The sequence below is a fragment of the Paraburkholderia sp. A1BS-2L genome, assembly GCF_051125205.1.
In the GTDB taxonomy this organism is placed as follows: Bacteria; Pseudomonadota; Gammaproteobacteria; order Burkholderiales; family Burkholderiaceae; genus Paraburkholderia.
In genome coordinates this window covers 1,817,992-1,840,355 of record NZ_CP120428.1, presented here as the reverse complement: position 1 = coordinate 1,840,355, position 22,364 = coordinate 1,817,992, and the positions used below count along the sequence as shown (strand labels likewise).

The following is a 22,364-nucleotide window of genomic DNA, read 5'->3' as shown; positions in this document are numbered from 1 at the left end:
AGATGGGCATCATCGTTCGTAATCTGCACAAGCGTTTCGGCGATTTCACCGCGCTCGACCATGTTTCGCTCGACTTTCCGGCGGGCGAGCTGGTCGCCTTGCTCGGGCCTTCCGGATGCGGCAAGACCACGCTGCTGCGTGTGATCGCCGGGCTCGAATATGCCGATGAAGGCCAGGTCGTGCTCCAGGGGCAGGACGTGGAGATGGTTGGCGCACGCGAGCGCCAGGTGGGCTTCGTGTTCCAGCATTACGCGCTGTTCCGCCATATGACCGTGTTCGAGAATGTGGCGTTCGGGCTGCGCGTGAAGCCGCGCAACGAGCGTCCCTCCGAAGCGCAGATCCGCAAGAAAGTGCATGAGCTGCTCAAGCTCGTGCAACTCGACTGGCTCGCGCAGCGCTATCCGTCCGAGCTTTCCGGCGGCCAGCGCCAGCGCATCGCGCTGGCCCGCGCGCTCGCCGTGGAGCCGAAAGTCCTGCTGCTCGACGAGCCGTTCGGCGCGCTCGACGCGAAAGTGCGCAAGGAGTTGCGCAGCTGGCTGCGGCGCCTGCACGACGACCTGCACATCTCGACGATCTTCGTCACGCACGACCAGGAGGAAGCGCTCGAAGTGGCCGACCGCATCGTCGTGATGAATCATGGGCATGTGGAGCAGGTCGGCAGCCCCCAGGACGTGTACGATCATCCGCAGTCGGCGTTCGTCTACGAGTTCCTCGGCGCGGCGAACCGCTTGCATGGGCGAGTCGGCGTGCAAGGCTTCGTGGCCGACGGCGCGGCGCAGCCGATCGCGGTGCAGGCCGGCTTCGAAGGTCCGGCGCTCGCCTACGTGAGGCCGCACGATATCGTGCTGCATCGCGATGCCGACGCACATCGCGACGGCCTCGTCGTGGACGTGCGCCGTGTGGTGACGCTCGGCGGCGCGGTGCGCGTGGAACTCGAAAGCCGTGCGGGCGGCGTGCTCGAGGCGCAGCTCGATCGCGAAACCTGGCGCGCGCTGAGTCTCGCGCCCGGCGACGGCGTGACAGCGGTGCCGCGCGGGCTGCGCGTGTTTCCCGCCTGATGGCCGGCGCATAACGAATAATTGACCGATTGATCGCCGAATTAGTCGACACATTAATCGACGAAAGCGCGGTTGGCGGTTCAGGAGAGAAGAACATGAATTTTCAGCAGTTGCGTTTCGTGCGTGAAGCCGTCCGGCAGAACATGAACCTGACCGAAGTGGCGAACGTGCTCTATACGTCGCAGTCGGGCGTCTCGAAGCAGATCAAGGATCTGGAGGACGAACTCGGCGTCGATATCTTCATTCGCCGCGGCAAGCGCCTCACGGGCCTCACCGAGCCGGGCAAGGCCGTGCACCAGTTGATCGAGCGCATGCTGCTCGACGCCGAGAACCTGCGCCGCGCGGCGCGCCAGTTTGCCGATCAGGACAGCGGCCATCTCGTCGTGGCCACGACGCACACGCAGGCGCGCTACGCGCTGCCCAAGGTTGTGCACCAGTTCCGCGAAGTGTTTCCGAAGGTGCATCTCGCGATGCGCCAGGGCAATCCGCAGCAGATTGCGCAGATGATCATCAACGGCGAGGCCGATATCGGCATCTCGACCGAGGCGCTCGACCGCTTCCCCGATATCGTGACGTTTCCTTGCTATTCGTGGCATCACGTGGTGGTCGTGCCGAAGACGCATCCGCTCGTGGGCCGCGAGAACCTCACGCTCGAGGAGATCGCCGAGTTCCCGATCATCACCTACGACCAGGACTTCACGGGCCGCTCCCATATCGATCAGGCGTTCGCGAAGGCCGGCACCATGCCGGACGTGGTGCTGACCGCCATCGATGCGGACGTGATCAAGACCTACGTTGAACTGGGCATGGGCGTGGGCGTGGTGGCCGCGATGGCTTACGACCCCAAGCGGGATAGCGAACTCGTGGCGCTCGCCACGCAGCATCTGTTCGAGGCCAGCACGACGCGCGTGGGCCTGCGCAAGGGCGCCTTCCTGCGCCAGTACGCCTACAAGCTGATTGAAATGTTCGCGCCGCAGCTCAACGAACAGCAGATCGCGAGCCAGTTGCGCGAGGCGGTTTGAAACAGGGGCATCATCCGGATCGTCTGGCCCGGTCGTTCTCCGGTCTTCTGTCTATTTCTGGGCCGGCGGCGATTCGCTTAGAATCGCGGCCATGAATACGCCCACTTCTCCCCAATACGCGCCCGGCGCTCCGTCGCTGCCGCGCGTCGCCGTGCTGGCCACTGGCGGCACCATCGCGGGCTCCGCGCCCGACGCGGCCAATACCGCCGGCTACCAGGCCGGTGTGATCGGCGTGGCGCAGCTGCTGGCGGCCGTCCCGGGTCTCGACGCGCTCGCGCGGATCCAGGCCGAGCAGATCGCGAGCGTCGACAGTAAAGACATGTCGTTCGCCCTCTGGAGCGCGCTCGCGCAACGCGTGAACGGGTTGCTCGCAGACGACGACATCGATGCCGTCGTCATCACGCATGGCACCGATACGCTCGAAGAAACCGCTTATTTCCTGCATCTCACGATGAAGAGCCGCAAGCCCGTGATCCTCACGGCGGCCATGCGGCCCGCCTCGGCGCTCTCCGCCGACGGTCCGCTGAACCTGCTCAATGCCGTGGCGCTCGCGGCGAGCGGCCAGGCGACCGGGCAGGGCGTGCTGGTGGCATTCAATAACCGCATCCATTGCGCGCGCGACGTCATCAAGATCAGCACCTATGCGGTGGATGCGTTCCAGTCGCCCGAGATCGGCGCGCTGGGCTGGGTGCAGGACGGGCGCGTGGAATTCCAGCGGCGCGCGCTGCGTGCCCATACCGTGGATGCGCCCTTCAATGCAGATGGGCAATGGCCGCAGGTGGAGATCGTCACGAGCTACGCGGGCGCCACGCGCATCGCCGTTGACGCTCTCGTGAGCGCAGGCGTGCGCGGCATCGTCGTGGCCGGCACCGGCAACGGCTCGATTCACACCACGCTGCAGCAGGCGCTTGCCGAGGCGGCGGCGCGCGGGGTTGCCGTGGTGCGCGCGTCGCGCGTGGGGTCGGGACACGTGATGCACAACGGTGCGGCGAAGGACGATGCGCTCGGCTTCGTCTCGGCGGGCACGCTGAACCCGTACAAGGCGCGCGTGCTGCTGATGCTCGCGCTTGCGGCGGGCACGAGCGGGAAGGCCGCGTTGCAAAGCGTGTTCGATACGTACTGAGCGATAAGCGCTAAACGACAGGAACCATGCAAACGGGCCTTGCGGATTGCTCCGCAAGGCCCGTCTTTTTTCAGCCGAGCGCCTTATTGCAGCGGCGGAATCACGAGCACCTGGCCGGGGTAAATCTTGTCCGGGCTCTTGAGCATGGGCGTGTTCGCCTGGAAGATGACGTCGTTTTTCGCGCCGCTGCCGTAGTACTTCTCGGCGATCTTCCAGAGGTTGTCGCCCGAGACCACGGTGTGGTGCTGCGCTTCGGGCGCCGGATTCGTCACGCTCATCTGGTCGTCGACCTTGTCCACGTTCTGGACATTGCCGGCGGCCACCAGAATCTTTTCCTTGGTTGCCTGGTCAACGGCATTGCCCGTGACGGTGACCGTGTGCGAAACGCCGTCATAGGTCACGCCGAGGTTGTCGGCGTCGAGACCCTGCGAGCGGATGTAGGCGGCGATCGCATCGCCGGCCTTCTGGTTCAGATCGGCGAGATTCGCAGCCGGCGCAGCTGCGGTTTCTGCGGCCTGGGCCGGAGCGGCGGCTGCGCCGAACAGCTTTTCGCCGGCTTCCTTGATGAAGTTGATGATGCCCATCGATCACACTCCTCACGTGCTGGGATTGATTGGGTAGCCACGCAGCGGGTAGCGGGTCCACCTTGCGCCGTCTGCGTGACAGACGGATGAAAGCACGATTCTAGAAACGCAGGTGCGAGGACGTCCAGCGTTCGAGCGTTAAAGAGTGTGAAGCGCGCGGCAGGCGTTGCGCGAGAGCAGGGCGGGGAGTGCGTGGAGCAAAGGGAGCGCTGGTGCGCCGAACGCGTGACGGCTGATGAAGTGTGTCGCAATCCGACAGGCGGACACCCGGTGATGACGTCTGACCGACCAAGGCTTCCCCGCCGTCACCGAGTGCCGCTTTCGGACCCCACTGGCCGCCCTCAGCCCAGAGCGGCCTCGATTTGCTTCGCGATGGTTGCCGCCACCACGAAGCGCCCCACCTGTGGCCGTCGCGTTCCGTGCGCGCCAGCCTGAATCTGGATGTTGCCAACTGCCTGGTTACTGCCTGGTAGTTGTCTGGCCGTTGCTGCCTGGCCATTGCCAGGCGACTGCCCAATCTCAGCGAGGCATTGCGCGCGGGTGCTGTGTGCATTGGCGTGCAATGCCTCATCTGCGGAACAACTCGATCAAGCCGCTTTCGAGTCGCGCGAGCGACTCGAGCGGTTTTGCTTTACGCCTTCTTGCCTTCGGTGATTTCGAAGTTGGCCATGATCTCGAGCGCGCGGACCATTGCCGAGTGGTCCCATGCCTTGCCGCCGTTTGCTGCACACACGCTGAAGAGTTGCTGTGCGCTGGCGGTATGCGGCAGGGCGATGCCCAGCTTGCGTGCGCCGTCGATGGCGAGGTTCAGGTCCTTCTGGTGCAGTTCGATGCGGAAGCCCGGATCGAACGTGCGCTTGGTCATGCGCTCGCCGTGCACTTCGAGAATGCGCGATGCAGCGAAACCGCCCATCAGGGCCTTGCGAACGCGCTCCGGATCGGCGCCCGAGCGTGCGGCGAACAGCAGGGCTTCCGCCACGGCCTCGATGTTCAGCGCGACGATGATCTGGTTCGCGACCTTGGTCGTCTGGCCTGCGCCGTTCTCGCCGATCAGCGAGATGTTCTTGCCCATCAGCGCGAATAGCGGCTTGGCCAGTTCGAACGACTTCTCCGGGCCGCCCACCATGATCGTGAGCGTCGCTTCGCGCGCGCCGACTTCGCCGCCCGAAACCGGTGCGTCGAGGTAGTCGCAGCCGAGCGCGTTGATCTGCTTGGCGAACTCCTGCGTTTCGATCGGCGAGATCGAGCTCATGTCGATCACGAGCTTGCCGGCCGAGAGGCCCTTGGCGACGCCGTCATCGGCGAACAGCACCTTCTGGACGTCGGGGGTGTCCGGCACCATCAGAATGATGACGTCCGAAGCCTGCGCGACAGCGGTCGAGTCGGCCACCACGGTGGCCTGCTTGCTGAGGTCTTCAGGTACCGGGAACTTGCCGTTCACGACGAGTTCGTGGCCGCCCTTCAGAAGGTTGCGGGCCATGTGCGAGCCCATGATGCCGAGGCCGATAAAACCAATCTTTGCCATCTGTATGTCTCCGTTGAGTCGAATGCGGTTCGATGTGGGGTCGACGCGACCTGGTCAGGCGAGTTCAGCCGCGCGTTGCTGCGCGCTGCGCAGCCAGCCGAGGCCTTCGACGGTCGTCGTGCGCGGCTTGTACTCGCAGCCGATGTAGCCTTCGTAGCCGAGCGAGTCGAGCAGATCGAACAGGAAGGGGTAATTGATCTCGCCCGTGCCCGGCTCGTTGCGGCCAGGGTTGTCGGCGAGCTGGATATGGGCGATCTTCGCGAAGTGTTTCTTGATCGTCGCGGCGAGCTCGCCTTCCATGCGCTGCATGTGATAGATGTCGTACTGCAGGAACAGATTGTCCGAGCCGGTCTTTGCGATCACGTCGAGCGCTTCGGCCGAACGGTTCAGCGCGAAGCCCGGGATGTCGTACGAATTGCACGGCTCGACGAGCAGGCGGATGCCTTCGCGCTTGAGCTCGCCCGCGGCGTAGCTCAGGTTTTCAACGATGGTTGCAAGCGCGGTGTCGCGATCGATGCCTGCCGTGGGGATGCCCACGAGGCAGTTCAGTTGCGGCACGTTCAGCGCACGGGCGTACTCGATCGCACGGCCGACGCCTTCCTTGAACTCGCCCTTGCGATCGGGCAGGCAGGCAATGCCGCGCTCGCCGCCTTCCCAGTTGCCGGCGGGCAGGTTGTGCAGCACGAGCTTGAGCTTGTGCGCGGCGAGGCGCTCGGCCAGTTCCTCGGCCTTGAACGGATACGGGAACAGGAATTCGACAGCATCGAAGCCCGCCTCGGCTGCCGCGGCAAAGCGGTCGAGGAACGGCACTTCGTTGAATAGCATGGTGAGATTCGCGGCGAATTTTGGCATGGTGCTGGGTCTCGCTGGTCGGTCAGTAAAAAAGGAATCAGGCAGGCGGCGCGCCGATACTGGACGCGCGGCCTGCTGGGGTGATGCTCGGCTCAATGCGCTCGACTTAGTCGAGTGCACTCAGGGGCGTGATAGCCGTCGGTGCGTGCTCCGGCTTCTCGGCGAGCTCTTCGAACTCGTTGATCGCGTCGATCTCGGCGCCCATCGAAATGTTCGTCACACGCTCGAGAATCACTTCGACCACCACCGGCACGCTGAATTCGGCGGCCATGGCCTGCGCCTGCTTGAGCGCCGGCTCGATTTCTTCCGGCTTGAACACGCGCAGCGCCTTGCAGCCGAGGCCTTCGACCACGGTCTTGTGATCGACGCCGTAGCCGTTCATTTCAGGCGCATTGATGTTTTCGAAGCCGAGCTGGACGCAGTAGTCCATGTCGAACGCGCGCTGTGCCTGGCGGATCAGGCCGAGGTACGAGTTGTTCACGAGCACGTGGACGTACGGCAGCTTGAACTGTGCGCCGGCTGCCAGTTCTTCGATCATGAACTGGAAGTCGTAGTCGCCCGAGAGCGCCACGATGGGGCGCGACGGGTCGGCTGCGCGCACACCGAGCGCTGCCGGAATCGTCCAGCCGAGCGGGCCTGCCTGGCCGCAGTTGATCCAGTTGCGCGCCTTGTAGACGTGCAGGAACTGGGCGCCTGCGATCTGCGAGAGACCGATCGTGCTCACGTAGCACGTGTCGCGGCCGAACACCTTGTTCATCTCTTCGTACACGCGCTGCGGCTTGATCGGCGTGTTTTCGAAGTGCGTCTTGCGCTGCAGCGTGCGCTTGCGTTCCTGGCAGTCGGCGACCCACGCGCTGCGGTCCTTGAGCTTGCCAGCAGCCTTCCACTCTTGCGCGACCTGGACGAACAGTTCGAGCGCAGCCTTGGCGTCCGAAACGATGCCGAGATCCGGGCCGAACACGCGGCCGATCTGCGTCGGTTCGATGTCGACGTGCACGAACTTGCGGCCCTTCGTGTAGACCTCGACGCTGCCCGTGTGGCGGTTCGCCCAACGGTTGCCGATGCCGAGCACGAAGTCCGATGCGAGCATCGTCGCGTTGCCGTAGCGATGCGACGTCTGCAGACCGACCATGCCGGCCATCAGCGGATGGTCGTCGGCGATCGCGCCCCACGACATCAGCGTCGGGATCACGGGCACGCCCACGATTTCCGCAAACTGCACGAGCAGGTCTTCGGCTGCCGCGTTGAGCACGCCGCCGCCCGAGACGATCAGCGGCTTTTCGCTGGCGTTGAGGAGTTCGATCGCAGCTTCGATCTGCTTGCGCGTGGCTTGCGGCTTGTAGACCGGCAGCGGCTCGTAGGTGTCGATGTCGAATTCGATTTCGGCGAGCTGCACGTCGATCGGCAGGTCGACCAGCACCGGACCCGGACGGCCCGAGCGCATCAGGTGGAATGCCTGCTGGAACACGCGCGGCACGAGTGCCGGCTCACGCACGGTGACGGCCCACTTCGTGACGGGCTTGGCGATCGACTCGATGTCGACAGCCTGGAAGTCTTCCTTGTACAGGCGTGCGCGCGGTGCCTGACCAGTGATCGCGAGAATAGGAATCGAGTCGGCGGAAGCGGAGTACAGGCCCGTAATCATGTCGGTGCCCGCGGGGCCCGAGGTGCCGATACAAACGCCGATGTTGCCGGCGTTGGCGCGCGTGTAGCCTTCGGCCATGTGCGAAGCGCCTTCGACGTGGCGGGCGAGCACATGGGTGATGCCGCCGGCTTTTTTCATCGCCGAGTAGAAGGGGTTGATTGCAGCGCCGGGCACGCCAAAGGCGGTGTCGATGCCTTCTTTTTCGAGCACCAGAACGGCTGCGTCGACGGCTCTCATCTTGGCCATGAAAAGTCTCCTGAATGTTGCTAATGCTTTGAGGGGCTGCGCCATGGGGATGGCGGGCATTGGATACGACGGTTGAGGCTCACTTTAGGCGCGCTAGAAAGGTTTGATAAGATCAGCCCAGGTCGTTTATTCCGAAACAAAAAGTATGGAATCGCCGTGGGCGGCGCTTGCGGGGCGCGGCATGGGACAGGAGAGCAGGCATGGACCGCTTCAAGCAGATTGAAACCTTTGTGCGCGTGGCCGACGCGGGCAGCCTTGCGGCGGCCGCGCTGACCGAGGGCGTCTCGCCGGTGATACTCGGGCGGCGCATCGACGCGCTCGAAAAACGCCTCGGCGTGAAACTCATGTACCGCTCGACGCGGCGGCTCGTGGTCAGCGAGGAGGGCGGCGCGTTCCTCGAGCGTTGCCGCGGCCTGCTGCTGGAGTGGGAGCAGGCCGAAAACGAGCTGTCCGCCGGGCGGCGCGTGGTCAACGGGCATCTGATCGTCTCCGCGCCGGCAGCCTTCGGGCGCAAGCACGTGGCGCCGCTCGCGCCCGCATTTCTCGCCGACAAACCCGAGCTCCAGGTCTCGTTCAACCTGACCGATCGCGTGGTCGATCTGGTGCGCGAGGGTTACGACCTGTCGATTCGCATCGGCGGGTCGGTGGACCCGAATTTCGTCGCGGTGAAGCTCGCCACCAACCGGCGCGTGGTGTGCGGCACGCCAGAATACTTCCGCAAGCACGGCAAGCCGAAGACGCTCGAAGACCTGCCGAATCACAACTGTCTCGCCTTCAATCTGCAGGGCGGCCAGAACCGCGGCTGGTATTTCAGCCGCAACGGCAAGCTCGCAACCGTGCGCGTGGGCGGCACGCTCGACTGCAACGACGGCGAGCTGCTGCACCGTTGGGTCACCGAGGGGCTTGGGCTCGGCTGGCGCTCGACGTGGGAGATCGATGCGCAGCTCGCGCGCGGCGAACTGGAGACGGTGCTCGACGAGTACGCGCTGCCCGACTACGACATCCTCGCCGTGTACCCGCAGCAACGTTACGTTCCGGCGCGGGTGCGCTATTTCATCGATTACCTGAAAGAGGTCTACGCGCGGCCAGGGTACTGGAGCGGCGTGGCCTGATCGGAGACCCCTGATTTCAGGCCCGCGCATGGCCCATTTATTTTTCGTTTTCGCACGCATTTCTCGGGAATAAACTGGCCGCTGTGCGGGTAATGCATGAGCGAGACCGGCGCCGGCGTGCGCGTTGTGCGCGGCGTCGAGCGTTGAGGTCGCGCCGCGAGCCATCAGGCACGAGGGGATCAAGTGGGCGAATCCGCGAACGGGGCGCACGAGATGCACGAAGTGCACGAGGGGTCCGGTGATGCGCAGCGCAGCCGCCGTTTTCAGGCGCTGGCGCTGCCGCATCTGGATGCCGCGTACAACCTTGCCCGCTGGCTTTCGCGCAATCCCGGCGACGCCGAGGACATCGTGCAGGAAGCTTTTTTGCGCGCGTTCCGCTTCTTCGACGCGTTTCGCGGCGACCAGGCGCGGCCCTGGCTGCTCGCGATCGTGCGGCGCGTCTGGTACGACGAGTGGCGGCGGCGCGCGGGCGCGGAGGAAGTTGCGCCGTTCGACGCGTTGCGCGACGATCAGCCGCCTGACGGCTGGGACACGGGCAGCGCCGACCCGGAGGCGTCGGCAATTCGCGCCGAGGACGCGCGGCGCGTGCAGGAGGCGCTGCAGCGCCTGCCGGTGGAGTACCGCGAGGTGCTGGTGCTGCGCGAGCTGGAGGAATTGGGCTATCGCGAGATTGCGGCGGTCATCGACGTGCCGGTGGGCACGGTGATGTCGCGGCTCGCGCGGGGCCGCAAGCGCCTCGCCGCGCTGCTGGCGGCGCAGGCATGTAGCGGCGGTGCGGCGGCCGGGCCGGCAAAGGCGGTCGAAAGGACAGCCGGCGATGCGGGCAATATGGCCGACAACGCGGCCAGCAAGGCAGATTTCGGGGCAAGCAAAGCGTGGAGACCATCCGGCCGGGGGGCCGACGGCCGGTTCCGGGAGGAGCCGGCCGTCGACGGCGGAGCGCGCGAGCCTCAGGGGCCGTGTGCGCCACGTCCTGCCACGGAGGCGCCCGATGAACTGTGACGAAGCGCGCCCGCTCGTCGAGGCAAGCGTCGACCGTGAACTTTCCGCCGCCGACGAATGGCGCGTGCGCGAGCATCTGGCTGGCTGCGCGCAATGCCGTGGCGCGGCTGCGAATGTCGAAGCCATTTCCCGTCTGACGCGTGCGGCGCCCTGCTATCGGGCGCCGGAGGGCCTCGCCGCGCGCATCGTGGCGGCGTTGCCGCCCGTGCAAAGCCCGTCGATGACCGCTGACCGCGTGCACCGCGAGGCGCCCGCGCGAACCGGCGCATGGCGCCGCTGGCTGCCCGGCCTGCGAGGGCGTGCGCCAGGCGAGGGCGGTGCGGGCGGGCGGTCCCGGGGCGCTGGCGGCACAAGTACGGCCGGCCTGCCCGCTGCGGGGCTCGCAGGATTCGCATGCGTGGTGCTGGTGCTGTGTGCCTTGAGCGTGGCGACGGTTCTGCATCTGCGCAAATCCGCCGCTGATGGGGCTTTTGTCGAGGAGCTCGTGGCCAGCCACGTGCGCGCGCAGATCTCGGGGCGCGATCTCGACGTGGTGTCCACGGACCGCCATACGGTGAAGCCGTGGTTCAACGGCCGCATCGACTATGCGCCTCCCGTGGAGGACTTCTCAGCGCAGGGCTTCCCGCTCGTGGGCGGCCGTCTCGATTATGTAGGGCGCGAGCGAGTCGCGGTGCTGGTTTACCGCTACCGCAAGCATGTGATCGATGTCTATGTCTTCCCGCCCGGCGTGGCGGGGCCGATGACGGAAACTGCCGCGCCTCGCACGAGCGAAGGCTATTCACTTGCCCGTTGGCAGGCCGCCGGCATGACCTGGTGGGCCGTCACCGATGCGGGCCCGGATGCGCTCGCCGGCCTGCGCGCGGCGCTCGATGCGCGGCTCGCGGACAGCCGCAGCGGCAGTGGCTGAGACGCCGGCGGGCGTACGCCAGCGCGCAAGTCCTTGAAAACATGTCTGAAACGCTGCGTGAAACCATAATTTCGGTTGCGCGAGCGGGGCAGATCGCGCTACAATCTTCGGCTTCTCACTTGCCGCACCGGTTCCGACGCCCGGGTGGCTTAAATCCATAAGGAGTGATACATGCGTCATTATGAAATCGTCTTCATCGTGCACCCCGATCAAAGCGAGCAAGTGCCCGCGATGATCGAGCGTTACAAGAGCACGATCACGTCGCACGGTGGCCAGATCCACCGCATCGAAGACTGGGGCCGTCGTCAACTGGCCTACATGATCGAGAAACTCGCGAAGGCTCACTACGTCTGCATGAACATCGAATGCGACCAGACCACGCTCGACGAACTGGAACACGCATTCAAGTTCAACGACGCTGTTCTGCGTCACCTCATCGTCAAGATGAAGAAGGCCGAAACCGGCCCGTCGCCGATGATGAAGGAAGTGCAGCGCGAAGAAGCCAAGAAGGCGGCTGCCCAGCCGACCGAAGCGCAGGCTTAATAACACAAGCCACCAGGATCAACGCTCATTTGCCTGACTCATTTGCTTAAATTCGCCCCGTGAACAGGCTGCAGCTTACGGCTAGCGTCGTAGAACGCGAACCGGTGCGGTACACCCCCGCCGGCGTTCCGATCGCAAGCGTCACGTTGCAGCATCGCACGGAGGTCGTCGAAGCCGGCATTGCCCGTTTCGTCGAGCTCACGATGCCCGCGGTGGCGGCAGGCAAGGCCTGCGGTCTCGTCGAAAGCTGCGAGATGGGCGTGGAAGCGCTCTTCACCGGATTTTTGGCAAAAAAGCACCGCAACGCGCGAACCCTGGTGTTTCACATCACCGAAATGCAAGGTACAGGAAAGGACTAATCATGGCCCGCCCTACTGGTAAGAAATTCGACAAGCGTCGTCAGCAACAAAACCCGCTCTTCAAGCGCAAGAAGTTCTGCCGCTTCACGGCTGCAGGCGTCGAGCAGATCGACTACAAGGACCTCGATACGCTGAAGGACTTTATCGGCGAAAACGGCAAGATCACGCCGGCTCGTCTGACGGGTACGAAGGCCCACTATCAGCGTCAGCTGGACACGGCTATCAAGCGCGCGCGTTTCCTCGCGCTGATGCCGTACACCGACCAGCACAAGGCCTAATAAGACGACGCGATAAGGAGCAATAGAATGCAGATCATTCTTCTGGAAAAAGTCGTCAACCTGGGTAACCTCGGCGACATCGTCAAGGTGAAGGACGGTTACGCACGTAACTTCCTGATCCCCAACAAGAAGGCACGCCGTGCCACGAAGGACGCAATCGCCGAATTCGAAGTTCGCCGCGCCGAACTCGAAAAGGCCGCGGCTGAAAAGCTGGCAGCCGCGCAAGCCGAAGGCGAAAAGCTCAACGGCCTGACCGTTCAGATCGGCCAGAAGGCTGGCGTGGACGGCCGTCTGTTCGGCTCGGTCACGAATGCGGACATCGCCGTTGCGCTCGGCAAGGTTGGCTTCGCAGTGGAAAAGATGCAAGTGCGTCTGCCGGAAGGCCCGCTGAAGATGGTGGGCGACCACCCGGTGCAAGTTGCGCTGCACACCGACGTCCTCGTCGACGTCATGGTGTCGGTGCTGGGCGAGCACGTCTAAGCATTGAGGCAGCCTGGGGGGCGACCCGCCAGGCCGCTTGAGCGCCGTAGCTCACCGCTGTTTCAAGGAAGGCAGGAGCCCCCGCGGCTTCTGCCTTTTTTGTTGTGTGCACGGCCGCTGCCGCTGAAGCGCTGGCACTGTGCCGTCGAATTGCTGCCGTTTCGCTTGTTCCAGGTAGCCGGCTTGTCCGATAATTGCCCTCCATGAATGCTCCGAAAGATCCCCAACTCGAATCGCTGAAAGTCCCGCCGCATTCGATCGAGGCCGAACAGTCGGTGCTCGGCGGCCTGCTGCTGGATAACGGCGCCTGGGACCGGATTGCCGACTTCCTCTCGCAAAGCGACTTCTACCGCTACGATCACCGCCTCATCTTCGAGCATATCGGCCGCCTGATCTCGGGCGCGCGCCCGGCAGACGTCGTGACCGTGTACGAGGCGCTCGGCACCTCGGGCAAGGCCGAGGAGGTGGGCGGGCTCGCGTACCTGAACGCACTTGCGCAGAACACGCCGAGCGCCGCGAACATTCGCCGCTATGCCGAAATCGTGCGCGACCGCGCGGTGCTGCGCCGCCTGGTGTCGGTCGCCGACGAAATTTCCGCCGATGCTTTCAACCCCCAGGGCAAGGAAGTGCGGCAGCTCCTCGACGAAGCCGAGGCGAAGGTGTTCTCGATCGCCGAGGACGGCGCGCGCGGCACCCAGGGCTTCCTCGAGATCGGGCCGCTGCTTACGCAGGTGGTCGAGCGCATCGACACGCTCTACCACACGGCCAATCCGACCGACGTGACGGGCACGCCCACCGGCTTCATCGACCTCGACCGCATGACCTCGGGCATGCACGGAGGCGAACTGATCATCGTGGCGGGGCGTCCGTCAATGGGCAAGACTGCGTTTTCCATGAACGTCGGCGAATACGTGGCCGTGGAGTACGGTCTGCCGGTCGCGGTGTTCTCGATGGAAATGCCGGGCACGCAGCTCATCATGCGCATGCTCGGTTCGGTCGGGAGGCTGGATCAGCACCGCATGCGCACGGGCCGCCTCACCGACGAGGATTGGCCCAAGCTCACGCACGCCGTGCAGAAAATGAGCGAGGCGCAGATCTTCATCGACGAAACCGGCGGGCTGAATCCGATGGAGCTGCGCTCGCGCGCGCGGCGTCTGTCACGCCAGTGCGGCAAGCTCGGGCTCATCATCATCGATTACCTGCAGCTGATGAGCGGTTCCTCGTCGGGCGAGAACCGTGCGACCGAAATTTCGGAGATTTCGCGCTCGCTCAAGAGTCTCGCCAAGGAGCTCGACGTCCCGGTGATCGCGCTTTCGCAGCTCAACCGCGGTCTCGAACAGCGTCCCAACAAGCGTCCGGTCATGTCCGACCTGCGCGAATCGGGCGCCATCGAACAGGATGCGGACGTCATTCTGTTTATCTACCGCGATGAAGTCTACAATCCCGACAGCCCTGATAAAGGCACGGCGGAGATCATCATCGGCAAGCAACGTAATGGTCCGATCGGGCCAGTTCGACTCACGTTCCACGGCCAATACACGAAATTTGACAATTTTGCCGGTGCGCAGAACTTCTATGGCGAGTAAGGCGTAGTAGCGGGGAAGTCGCTGAAAAACGGGGTGTGAGCTTGCGCCAAAGTGGCGCAAGCCGGGTTCTGACATCCCCAGATGCATGCGGCGTCCAGCCCGTGACGATACAATGTCGCCGTTTTATGACGGCTATCTTGCCGTTTTGTGACGGCGATCCGAGACCAATTACCGGGATTCCAATGTTCGGTCGATTCATGCCCACTGAGGGCAAGTTCTTCGAAATCTTCAACGCGCACGCAAAGTGCATCGTATCCGCAGCCCGTGAGCTCGAGCTCCTGATCGACAATCTGGCTGATGCGGAAGTTCATAAACAGAACGTGCAGACCGCCGAAAAGGCCGCCGACAAGCTCACGCACGAAGCCATCGACCTGTTGCACAAGACCTTCATCACGCCGTTGGACCGCGACGAGATCCACAAGCTGATCACGACGATGGACGACTGCCTCGACCTCATGGAGGACGTTGCCACAGCCATCTCGCTGTACGACGTGCAGTCGGTGACTTCCGAGGCCAGCCAGCTCGCGCATGTGGTCACGGCCACGGCCGAGCGCGTGCAGGCGGCAGTGGCGCTGCTCTCCGACATGAAGCAGGCGCGCGAAATCCTGAAGGCGTGCGAGGACATCGACCGCCTCGAATCGGATGCGGACCGCCTGCTGCGCGCGGCCATGTCCAAGCTCTTCCGCGAGGAAGACAACGTCAAGACGCTGATCAAGCTGAAGGCGATCTACGAGATCCTCGAAGCGATCACGGATAAGTGCGAGGATGTCGCGAACATCATCGAAGGCATCGTGCTAGAGAACGCCTGAGCGGACCACGATGCATTCCATACAACTCGCCCTCTGGGTGGTCGTCGGACTGGTGGCCATCTCCCTCGTCTTCGACTTCATGAACGGCTTTCACGACGCGGCGAATTCCATCGCCACCGTCGTGTCGACGGGCGTGCTCAAGCCGCAGCAGGCCGTGGCGTTCGCCGCCATGTTCAACGTGATTGCCTATTTCGTTTTCCACCTGAAGGTGGCGCAGACGGTGGGCAAGGGCACCATCGACCCCGATATCGTCGACCACTACGTGGTGTTCGGCGCGCTCGTGGGGGCGATCGGCTGGAACGTGCTCACGTGGTACTACGGCATTCCGTCGAGCTCCTCGCACGCGCTGATCGGCGGCCTCGTGGGGGCCGCGCTCGCCAAGTCGGGCTGGCACTCGCTGAACTTCGACGGCCTCATGAAGACCGTGGCCTTCATCTTCATCTCGCCGCTGCTCGGCTTCGTGCTGGGTTCGTTCTTCATGCTGACGGTGTCATGGCTGTATTTCCGCACGCCGCCCAGCAAGGTGGACCGGCGTTTCCGGCGCCTGCAGCTGATCTCCGCAGGCCTCTATAGCCTCGGCCACGGCGGCAACGACGCGCAAAAGACCATCGGCATCATCTGGATGCTGCTGATCGCGACGGGCTACGCCTCGGCAACGGCCGCCGCACCGCCCATCTGGGTGATCGGCGGCTGTTATCTGTCGATGGGCATCGGCACGCTGTTCGGCGGCTGGCGGATCGTGCGCACCATGGGTCAAAAGATCACCAAGCTCAAGCCCGTGGGCGGCTTCTGCGCGGAGTCGGGCGGAGCGCTTACGCTCTTCACGGCGTCGGCGCTCGGCATTCCCGTGTCCACGACGCATACGATTACTGGCGCGATTGTTGGCGTGGGCGCGACCCAGAAGCTCAGCGCCGTGCGCTGGGGTGTAGCGGGCAACATCGTCTGGGCCTGGATTCTGACGATTCCTGCTTCTGCGACGCTCGCCGCAGCGGGCTGGTGGATCGGCCACCGGTTCCTGTAATCAGTCAGGACTGGTTGGGCAGCACGGCGCCTTCGGGCGCCGTTTTTTGTTTGGGCGTGGGCCGGTAAGGCACGGGCGGCCGCCGGCGGATCAGATGATCGGCGTCGTGCAGCCGTCCATCGGCACGATCGCACCGGTCACGTAGCTGGCCCGGCGGCTCGCCAGAAAGAGGGCGACGTCGGCGATTTCCTCCGGCTTTGCGTAGCGTCCGAGCGGCACCCTGGCCTCGCCACGCGCGAGTGCGTCTTCGGCGCTGATGCCCTCGCGCCCCGCTTCCAGTTGCACGGCCTCTTGCAGGCGCTCAGTGAGCGTTGCGCCCGGGTTGATCGCATTGATGCGGATGCCATAGCGCGCGTGATAGTGCGCCAGCCCCACGGTGGCGAGCATGAGCGCCGCATTCGCCGCGCCGCCCGCGATATGGATGTCGCTTGCGTACTTGCCGCCCATCCCGATGATGTTGACGATCGCGCCCGGCTCCCTGGCCGTGTCGGCCTTGATGCGAGCCACCATGCGGCGCAGCACCTCCTGCTGGGGGTAGATGTACGGGAAGTACTTGGCTTCCATGGTCGCCTTGAATGCGTCGGCGTCGAGCGATTCCGGATCGTAACGGCGCGCGGCGCCCGCGCTGTTGATGAGGATGTCGATGGGCCCCACGGCCGTCGCGACTTCCTCGACGACGTCGGCGGCGCTGTGGGGCTCGTGCAGGTCGGCGCGCGTGAGGTGGATGTGGAGCCCTTCGCTGGCCAGTTGCTCGCGCGCGCGCGCCAGGTTGGCGGGATCGCGCGAAACGATTGCGACTTTCGCGCCTTCCTTGGCGAATGCGCGAGCGCAAGCGAGGCCGATTCCCTTGCTGCCGCCCGTGACGAGAACCACTTTGCTGCCGAGTCCGAGTTCCATCGCTACCTCGCTGCGCGAAAGTAAAAAAACGGTCCCAAAACGATAGCAGACGCGCAGCGCGCGCGAAACCGCCAAGTCTTTCGATTGGCCTTTCGGCCAGGAGCTGGTGAGTCTGCGGACGCCGCACCGCGGAAAACGCGGTCCGGGCGCCTGGCTCTGGACGCGCGCTTCAGAACGAGCCGGTGGCGAAGCGAGCGATCGGATCGTCGCTCGATTGCGTGGGTGCGGCGACGTTGCCGCTTGCCGTCGACGCGCGCATGATCTGCGCGGGCGCGCCCGAAGACGATGTGGGCTCGATCGACGTCGAACCCGCCTGTGCGGCTTGGCGTGCCGCTGCGTTCATGCCGGGAGGCGGCGGCTCGAAGGCATCGGCGGCGGCGTTGATGGCATCGCGCGGTGCGGCTGCGGGTGCAACGGAGGCAGTCGGCGCGGCGGCAGGCGCAACCGCGCCGGCCTGGCGGGCCTGCACCTGGGCGGCGCTGATCGCCGCAGGCGGCGGCTCGAATGCGTCGGCTGGCGCGGCGGAGCCTGTTGTGGAGACCGGCGCGGCGGCGCCGGCATAGGCGGGCTGAGGCGTCGACGTCAAGCGGCTCTGATCCGCCGCCGTGGCCATGCGCGGCGCCGGCGGCGCGGCGGCGGGTGCCATGGCGGTCGCAGTGGCGTTGGCTCGCGTGGCTGAAAGCGCCGCTGGAGCCGCAGACGCGGGAACTGCAGCCGAGACAGCCGCTGCCTGCGTGGCAGGCGCGGGCGTGGAGGCTTCCCAAGTCGGTGTATCGAACGGCGTGGTCGGAGCGCGCTTCGCCGGCGCCATGCGGCGAATGCCGTCGAAATGTTTGGCCCAATACGGATTGGTCAGATAGTCGAGCCGCACGGTGCCGCCCGTGGACGGCGCATTGACGAAGCGCAGCTTGCCGACATAAATGCCCACGTGAGAGTGCGGCCGGCCGGTCGTGTTGAAGAACACGAGGTCGCCAGCCGCGATTTCATCGGGATCGATGACCTCGCCGCGCTGGCTGATGTCGGCGGTGGTGCGCGGCAGATCCACCTGGGCCGAGCGCGCGAACACATACTTCACCAGACCGCTGCAATCGAAGCCGCTATCGGGCGTATTGCCACCCCAGCGGTACGGAATGCCCACGAGGCTCATCGCCTGGATGGAGATTTCCTCGCGTCCGACGCTGTGATCGACGAAATTGGGGAAGCCAGGTGGCCTGGTGCGCCAGGCATTTGCACTCGAACCCGAACTGTCACTGCGCGAGGTCTTCTGCGGCGTGCTGGAACACGCCGCAAGAAAGGCCACGATCAGTAAGGGGAGCCAGAGTTGCCGCATGAAAAGGCATTCGGCAAACGCTGGGCATTTGCCATTGGGGAAAACCGTAATGAGCGGATGGTAGCCCGTCAAACATGGCTTCGGCAAGAAATCTTCACAACTTACTTGAAGTTCGTGCTTGACCCGTTGCCAGTCTGGTACGCCGCAATACGTTCCAGCGAATAAAAAAAAGGACCGTATCCGGGTCGCCGGAAACGGTCCTTCGGGATGCGGCCAGCGCTTCGCAAAGCGCTGGGAACGGGCTACCGCGTGGCTTTAGAGGATGTCCGACGCGTAGTCCGCGAGACGCGAGCGCTCGCCGCGCGCGAGCGTCACGTGGCCGCTATGCGCCCAGCCCTTGAAGCGGTCGACTACATAGGTGAGGCCGGAGCTGCCTTCGGTCAGGTACGGCGTATCGATCTGCGCGATGTTGCCCAGACACACGATCTTCGTGCCCGGACCGGCGCGCGTGACGAGCGTCTTCATCTGCTTGGGCGTCAGGTTCTGCGCCTCGTCGATGATCAGATACTTGTCCACGAACGTGCGGCCGCGCATGAAGTTCATGCTCTTGACCTTCAGGCGCGAGCGGATCAGCTCCTGGGTGGCGGCGCGCCCCCATTCGCCGGCGGCGTCGTCGGTCTTCTGGAGCACTTCGAGGTTGTCGTCGAAGGCGCCCATCCACGGCTGCATTTTTTCCTCTTCGGTGCCGGGCAGGAAGCCGATGTCTTCGCCTACCGGCACCGTCGCGCGCGTCACGATGATTTCGTTGTAGCGCTTGTCGTCGAGCACCTGGGCGAGACCCGCCGCGAGCGCCACGAGCGTCTTGCCGGTGCCGGCCTGGCCGAGCAGCGTGACGAAGTCGATCTCCGGGTTCATCAGCAGGTTCAGCGCGAAGTTCTGCTCGCGGTTGCGCGCCGTGATGCCCCACACGTTGTTCTTGTGGTGGCCGTAGTCGCGCAACGTTTGCAGCAGCGCCGTCTTGCCGTTGAGCTCGCGCACGATCGCGTGGAACGCGGGTTCGCCGTTCTGCGGCTCCAGATAGACGAATTCGTTCACGAGCATCGAAAGGCATTCGGGACCCGTCACGCGGTAGTACGTGGTGCCGGTCTTGGTCTCCTGCCACGACTCCATGCCCTTCGCGTGTTTGGTCCAGAAGTCCTGCGTCAGCGCGCGGATGCCCGAGTAGAGCAGGTCCTTGTCTTCGAGGACCTGGTCGTTGAAGTAGTCTTCGGCGGGCAGGCCGAGCGCGTGCGCCTTGATGCGCATGTTGATGTCTTTCGACACCAGCACGACGAGGTGGTCCGGCCGGTCGCGCTGCAGCGCGCGCACCACGCCGAGGATCTGATTGTCGGCCTTGCCTTCGGGCAGGCCGTCGACCGGATCGATGTGCGTGAGCGTGGTCTGGAAGTACAGACGCCCGAGCGCCTCGCGGCTGCCGAGTCGGTCGAGCGAGATGCCTTCCGAGATCGGGCCCGCGTTGGCGACGAGTTGATCGAGCGTGCGGCTCACCTGACGCGCGTTGCGCGCCACTTCCGACATGCCCTTCTTGTGGTTGTCGAGCTCTTCCAGCGTCATCATCGGCAGGAAGACGTCGTGCTCCTCGAAGCGGAACAGGCAGGTCGGATCGTGCATCAGCACGTTCGTGTCGAGCACGAAGAGCTTTTGCACCTCCATCGTCTCTTCGGGGTGCAAGCGCTTCTTTGTGCCGGTGCGCGGGGCGCTTGCGGCGGTGCCGCTAGCCGTTTTGCCCGCGGGCGATTTGCCGCCGCGCGCCGCGGGTGCCGCAGGCGCTTCGGCATGCGGCTCGGCATGTGCCTGCACCGGCTGCAGCAGCGCCGCGGTTGGCTGTTTGCGTTTTCGCGCCGGTGCCGGCGCGACCGGTTCGAGCGCTGCGAGTTCGGCGCTGGCTGTGTGCATGGGCACGGTGCGCAGCGTGGTCGCCGCGTTGGCGGCGGGGGTCATCGGCTCGGCGACGCTGTCTGCGCCATAGTCGGCGACATCGGCGGCGTCGTTTTCGCTCGCCGCTTTGCGCGTGCTTCGGGTCGTGCGCGCACGCGCCTTGTATTCATCGGGCGGCAGCAGGTTGCCGAGCTTGCTGGGGGGGGTAGGCAAAGGCATGGTGTCCCTCGAAAAATTCGGGTCGAGTGGTCGCGGTGTTGACCGTACGGTGCGCGTACGGTGCGCTTTCTGGCGGGGCGTGCGGGTGCCGGGTAAGGTGCCCGCCGTGACCGCGCCGGGTGCGCGCTCAGGTCTGAAAATGCCGGTTCGCCTGTTTTTCGATCGGCTCCTTGACGTTGACGCGCGCCGGGTCGCTAATCCGGTGCGACGTGGAGGGAGTGACAGCTAACGAAGAAGCAAACAAAAAAGCCGCTGCCCCGGGTGACGAGGCAAGCGGCTTGACTGCTTTAATGGCGCGTTGCCCCGGATGCGCTGGAGCGGTCATCCTGTGACCGCTCCCAAGACCGCGTGGCAAATGCGACAAAAAATAGGGTGGACAGGCACTCATTGAAGCCCAATATATCGCGCCTCACAGCGCTTGTACAGCCTCCAGGACCTCCTCGACATGGCCCGGCACCTTGAGCCCGCGCCACTCCTGGCGCAGTACGCCGCTGGCGTCGATGAGGAACGTGGAGCGCTCGATTCCTCTCACTTCTTTGCCATACATTTTCTTCATTTTGATGACGTTGAAGAGCGAGCAGAGCGCTTCGTCGCCATCCGATACCAATGTAAACGGCAATTCGAGCTTGGTCTTGAAGTTCTCGTGCGAGCGCACGCTGTCGCGCGAGACGCCCACGATCGTGGCGCCCGCCTTCTTGAACTTCGGGTAGAGGTCGCGGAACTCCATGCCTTCGCGCGTGCAGCCGGGCGTATTGTCCTTAGGGTAGAAGTACAGCACGACCTTCTTGCCCTTGAGGCTCGAGAGCGTGAAGTCGCCGCCGGTGGCGGGTGCGGTGAAATTGGGAACGGGTTGGTCGACTGCGATGGTCACGTCAGGCACGTGGCTCTCCTGTTGTTATGGGCTCGCATGGGCGGGGGCGATTCCCGCGAATCGACGGCGCGGCGCAGTCTCGTGCACGCTGCGCCGCGGCATCGCCATGCAGCGGATTTCAGTCGGGCTGGACGATCAACTGGCCCGAGCGGCCGGTGATCTCGCCCCAGGTGACAGGGTACGATGGCAGCGAATCCGGGTCCAGCGCCGCATGGTAGTCGCCCATCGTGGCAAACGTATGGCCCTGCGCGCGCCAGCCGGCAAGCAGTTGCTCGAAGACCGGCGCGAGCTTCTGGCCTTCGAGCTCGGCATGCAGCGTGAACACCTGGTCGTGCGGATTGCGCTCGGTACGCTTGAGCAGCCACGCCGCGACGTTGTCGATGTCCACGCCGTCCACGCCCAGCACTTCGTCGAGCGTGGGCAGCGTGGTAGGCATCTGCACGTGGTTGAGCGTGCGCCCGCGCACCACGGGTCGATAGGGCGAATGCCCGCGTCCGTCCGAGGCGTACTTCATGCCCCACGCGTCGATCTGCTCGAACGCGGCCTCGTTCATCTGCCAGCCCGCGGCGCCGTGCGTGACGGGAGCGGTGCCGAAGATCCGCGTGAAGCGCTCGTGGCTCTTGTTCATCTCGCGCGCAGTCCAGGCGGGCTCGCGGCTGCGCACGTTGTCCTGCCAGTAGACGTGATCCCACGTGTGAATGCCGCATTCGAAGCCGGCTTCGTGGATCGCGCGCATCTCGGCCGCCGCGCGCACACCGATGTCGGGGCCGGGCAGCAGCACGCCGTACATCAGCTGCTTCACGCCGTAGTGCTCGACCACGGACGTGCGCGAGACCTTCTTGAGAAAGCCCGGCCGGAACACGCGGCGCAGCGCCCAGCCCGTATGGTCCGGGCCGAGGCTGAAGAGAAACGTTGCGCGGGCCTTGTAGCGATCGAAGATGCGGGCGAGATTCGGCACGCCTTCGCGCGTGCCGCGCAGCGTGTCGACGTCGATTTTCAGGACGATGCGGGCCAAAG

The 22,364-nt window shown here is 64.7% G+C and carries 23 protein-coding genes; 13 read left to right on the top strand and 10 right to left on the bottom strand.

Features of this window, described 5'->3' with window-relative positions:
* Positions 1 to 2 precede the first annotated feature (2 nt).
* The 3 genes from P5W98_RS08235 to P5W98_RS08225 all read left to right on the top strand — a co-directional run bounded on the left by P5W98_RS08235 (position 3) and on the right by P5W98_RS08225 (position 3,203).
* Positions 3 to 1,058, top strand: coding sequence for a sulfate/molybdate ABC transporter ATP-binding protein (locus P5W98_RS08235; RefSeq protein ID WP_421024108.1), 1,056 nt, complete (start codon positions 3 to 5; stop codon positions 1,056 to 1,058).
* A 95-nt stretch (positions 1,059 to 1,153) separates the two neighbouring features.
* Positions 1,154 to 2,080, top strand: a complete 927-nt coding sequence (locus P5W98_RS08230) for a CysB family HTH-type transcriptional regulator (protein ID WP_421024107.1) — start codon at positions 1,154 to 1,156, stop codon at positions 2,078 to 2,080.
* 91 nt (positions 2,081 to 2,171) lie between these two features.
* Positions 2,172 to 3,203 (top strand): asparaginase, encoded by a 1,032-nt coding sequence (locus P5W98_RS08225; protein ID WP_421024106.1) that lies wholly within the window; start codon positions 2,172 to 2,174, stop codon positions 3,201 to 3,203.
* Positions 3,204 to 3,286: 83 nt separating this feature from the next.
* On the opposite strand, the gene lysM is transcribed toward P5W98_RS08225, so the two are convergent.
* From lysM to gcl, 4 genes are all read right to left on the bottom strand, one after another.
* Complete coding sequence (gene lysM, locus P5W98_RS08220) at positions 3,287 to 3,787, bottom strand: peptidoglycan-binding protein LysM (RefSeq protein WP_035526137.1); 501 nt, start codon at positions 3,785 to 3,787, stop codon at positions 3,287 to 3,289.
* 631 nt (positions 3,788 to 4,418) lie between these two features.
* Positions 4,419 to 5,312, bottom strand: coding sequence for a 2-hydroxy-3-oxopropionate reductase (locus P5W98_RS08215; protein ID WP_421024105.1), 894 nt, complete (start codon positions 5,310 to 5,312; stop codon positions 4,419 to 4,421).
* A 54-nt stretch (positions 5,313 to 5,366) separates the two neighbouring features.
* Positions 5,367 to 6,164 carry a hydroxypyruvate isomerase gene (gene hyi, locus P5W98_RS08210; RefSeq protein WP_421079546.1) on the bottom strand — a complete coding sequence of 266 codons (798 nt, stop codon included), beginning with the start codon at positions 6,162 to 6,164 and terminating at the stop codon, positions 5,367 to 5,369.
* A gap of 106 nt (positions 6,165 to 6,270) precedes the next feature.
* The gene (gcl, locus tag P5W98_RS08205; protein ID WP_421024103.1) at positions 6,271 to 8,055 is read right to left on the bottom strand and encodes a glyoxylate carboligase; all 1,785 of its coding nucleotides are present in this window, start codon (positions 8,053 to 8,055) and stop codon (positions 6,271 to 6,273) included.
* Positions 8,056 to 8,255: 200 nt separating this feature from the next.
* On the opposite strand from gcl, the gene P5W98_RS08200 reads away from it, so the two are divergent.
* The 10 genes from P5W98_RS08200 (at position 8,256) to P5W98_RS08155 (ending at position 16,152) form a co-directional block, all read left to right on the top strand.
* On the top strand, positions 8,256 to 9,167 hold the full coding sequence (locus P5W98_RS08200) for a LysR family transcriptional regulator (protein WP_421024102.1): 912 nt from the start codon (positions 8,256 to 8,258) through the stop codon (positions 9,165 to 9,167).
* Between the two features lie 213 nt (positions 9,168 to 9,380).
* A complete protein-coding gene (locus tag P5W98_RS08195) occupies positions 9,381 to 10,169 on the top strand; it encodes an RNA polymerase sigma factor (RefSeq protein ID WP_421025219.1) in 789 nt (262 codons plus the stop codon).
* Positions 10,159 to 11,076: an anti-sigma factor family protein gene (locus P5W98_RS08190; RefSeq protein ID WP_421079545.1), complete on the top strand. Its 918-nt coding sequence runs from the start codon at positions 10,159 to 10,161 to the stop codon at positions 11,074 to 11,076. Before P5W98_RS08195 ends, P5W98_RS08190 begins: the two co-directional genes overlap by 11 nt.
* A 171-nt stretch (positions 11,077 to 11,247) precedes the next feature.
* On the top strand, positions 11,248 to 11,619 hold the full coding sequence (gene rpsF, locus P5W98_RS08185; protein ID WP_027818337.1) for a 30S ribosomal protein S6: 372 nt from the start codon (positions 11,248 to 11,250) through the stop codon (positions 11,617 to 11,619).
* A gap of 59 nt (positions 11,620 to 11,678) precedes the next feature.
* Positions 11,679 to 11,978, top strand: coding sequence for a primosomal replication protein N (gene priB, locus P5W98_RS08180; protein ID WP_028216786.1), 300 nt, complete (start codon positions 11,679 to 11,681; stop codon positions 11,976 to 11,978).
* Between the two features lie 2 nt (positions 11,979 to 11,980).
* Complete coding sequence (gene rpsR, locus P5W98_RS08175) at positions 11,981 to 12,256, top strand: 30S ribosomal protein S18 (protein WP_035526157.1); 276 nt, start codon at positions 11,981 to 11,983, stop codon at positions 12,254 to 12,256.
* A gap of 27 nt (positions 12,257 to 12,283) precedes the next feature.
* Positions 12,284 to 12,736 (top strand): 50S ribosomal protein L9, encoded by a 453-nt coding sequence (rplI, locus tag P5W98_RS08170; RefSeq protein WP_421024100.1) that lies wholly within the window; start codon positions 12,284 to 12,286, stop codon positions 12,734 to 12,736.
* A 203-nt stretch (positions 12,737 to 12,939) separates the two neighbouring features.
* A complete protein-coding gene (locus P5W98_RS08165) occupies positions 12,940 to 14,322 on the top strand; it encodes a replicative DNA helicase (RefSeq protein ID WP_421024099.1) in 1,383 nt (460 codons plus the stop codon).
* Between the two features lie 182 nt (positions 14,323 to 14,504).
* Complete coding sequence (locus tag P5W98_RS08160) at positions 14,505 to 15,131, top strand: DUF47 domain-containing protein (RefSeq protein WP_035526166.1); 627 nt, start codon at positions 14,505 to 14,507, stop codon at positions 15,129 to 15,131.
* Between the two features lie 10 nt (positions 15,132 to 15,141).
* Complete coding sequence (locus tag P5W98_RS08155; RefSeq protein ID WP_213295212.1) at positions 15,142 to 16,152, top strand: inorganic phosphate transporter; 1,011 nt, start codon at positions 15,142 to 15,144, stop codon at positions 16,150 to 16,152.
* Positions 16,153 to 16,242: 90 nt separating this feature from the next.
* On the opposite strand, the gene P5W98_RS08150 is transcribed toward P5W98_RS08155, so the two are convergent.
* From P5W98_RS08150 to P5W98_RS08125, 6 genes are all read right to left on the bottom strand, one after another.
* Positions 16,243 to 17,049 (bottom strand): SDR family NAD(P)-dependent oxidoreductase, encoded by an 807-nt coding sequence (locus P5W98_RS08150; protein ID WP_421024098.1) that lies wholly within the window; start codon positions 17,047 to 17,049, stop codon positions 16,243 to 16,245.
* Positions 17,050 to 17,218: 169 nt separating this feature from the next.
* Positions 17,219 to 18,379, bottom strand: a complete 1,161-nt coding sequence (locus tag P5W98_RS08145; RefSeq protein ID WP_434660233.1) for a C40 family peptidase — start codon at positions 18,377 to 18,379, stop codon at positions 17,219 to 17,221.
* A gap of 255 nt (positions 18,380 to 18,634) precedes the next feature.
* Positions 18,635 to 20,476 carry a PhoH family protein gene (locus P5W98_RS08140; protein WP_421024096.1) on the bottom strand — a complete coding sequence of 614 codons (1,842 nt, stop codon included), beginning with the start codon at positions 20,474 to 20,476 and terminating at the stop codon, positions 18,635 to 18,637.
* A gap of 127 nt (positions 20,477 to 20,603) precedes the next feature.
* Positions 20,604 to 20,801 carry a hypothetical protein gene (locus tag P5W98_RS08135; RefSeq protein WP_421024095.1) on the bottom strand — a complete coding sequence of 66 codons (198 nt, stop codon included), beginning with the start codon at positions 20,799 to 20,801 and terminating at the stop codon, positions 20,604 to 20,606.
* An 84-nt stretch (positions 20,802 to 20,885) separates the two neighbouring features.
* Positions 20,886 to 21,347: a peroxiredoxin gene (locus tag P5W98_RS08130; RefSeq protein ID WP_421025218.1), complete on the bottom strand. Its 462-nt coding sequence runs from the start codon at positions 21,345 to 21,347 to the stop codon at positions 20,886 to 20,888.
* A 118-nt stretch (positions 21,348 to 21,465) separates the two neighbouring features.
* On the bottom strand, positions 21,466 to 22,362 hold the full coding sequence (locus tag P5W98_RS08125) for a polysaccharide deacetylase family protein (RefSeq protein ID WP_421024094.1): 897 nt from the start codon (positions 22,360 to 22,362) through the stop codon (positions 21,466 to 21,468).
* Between the last annotated feature and the right edge of the window lie 2 nt (positions 22,363 to 22,364).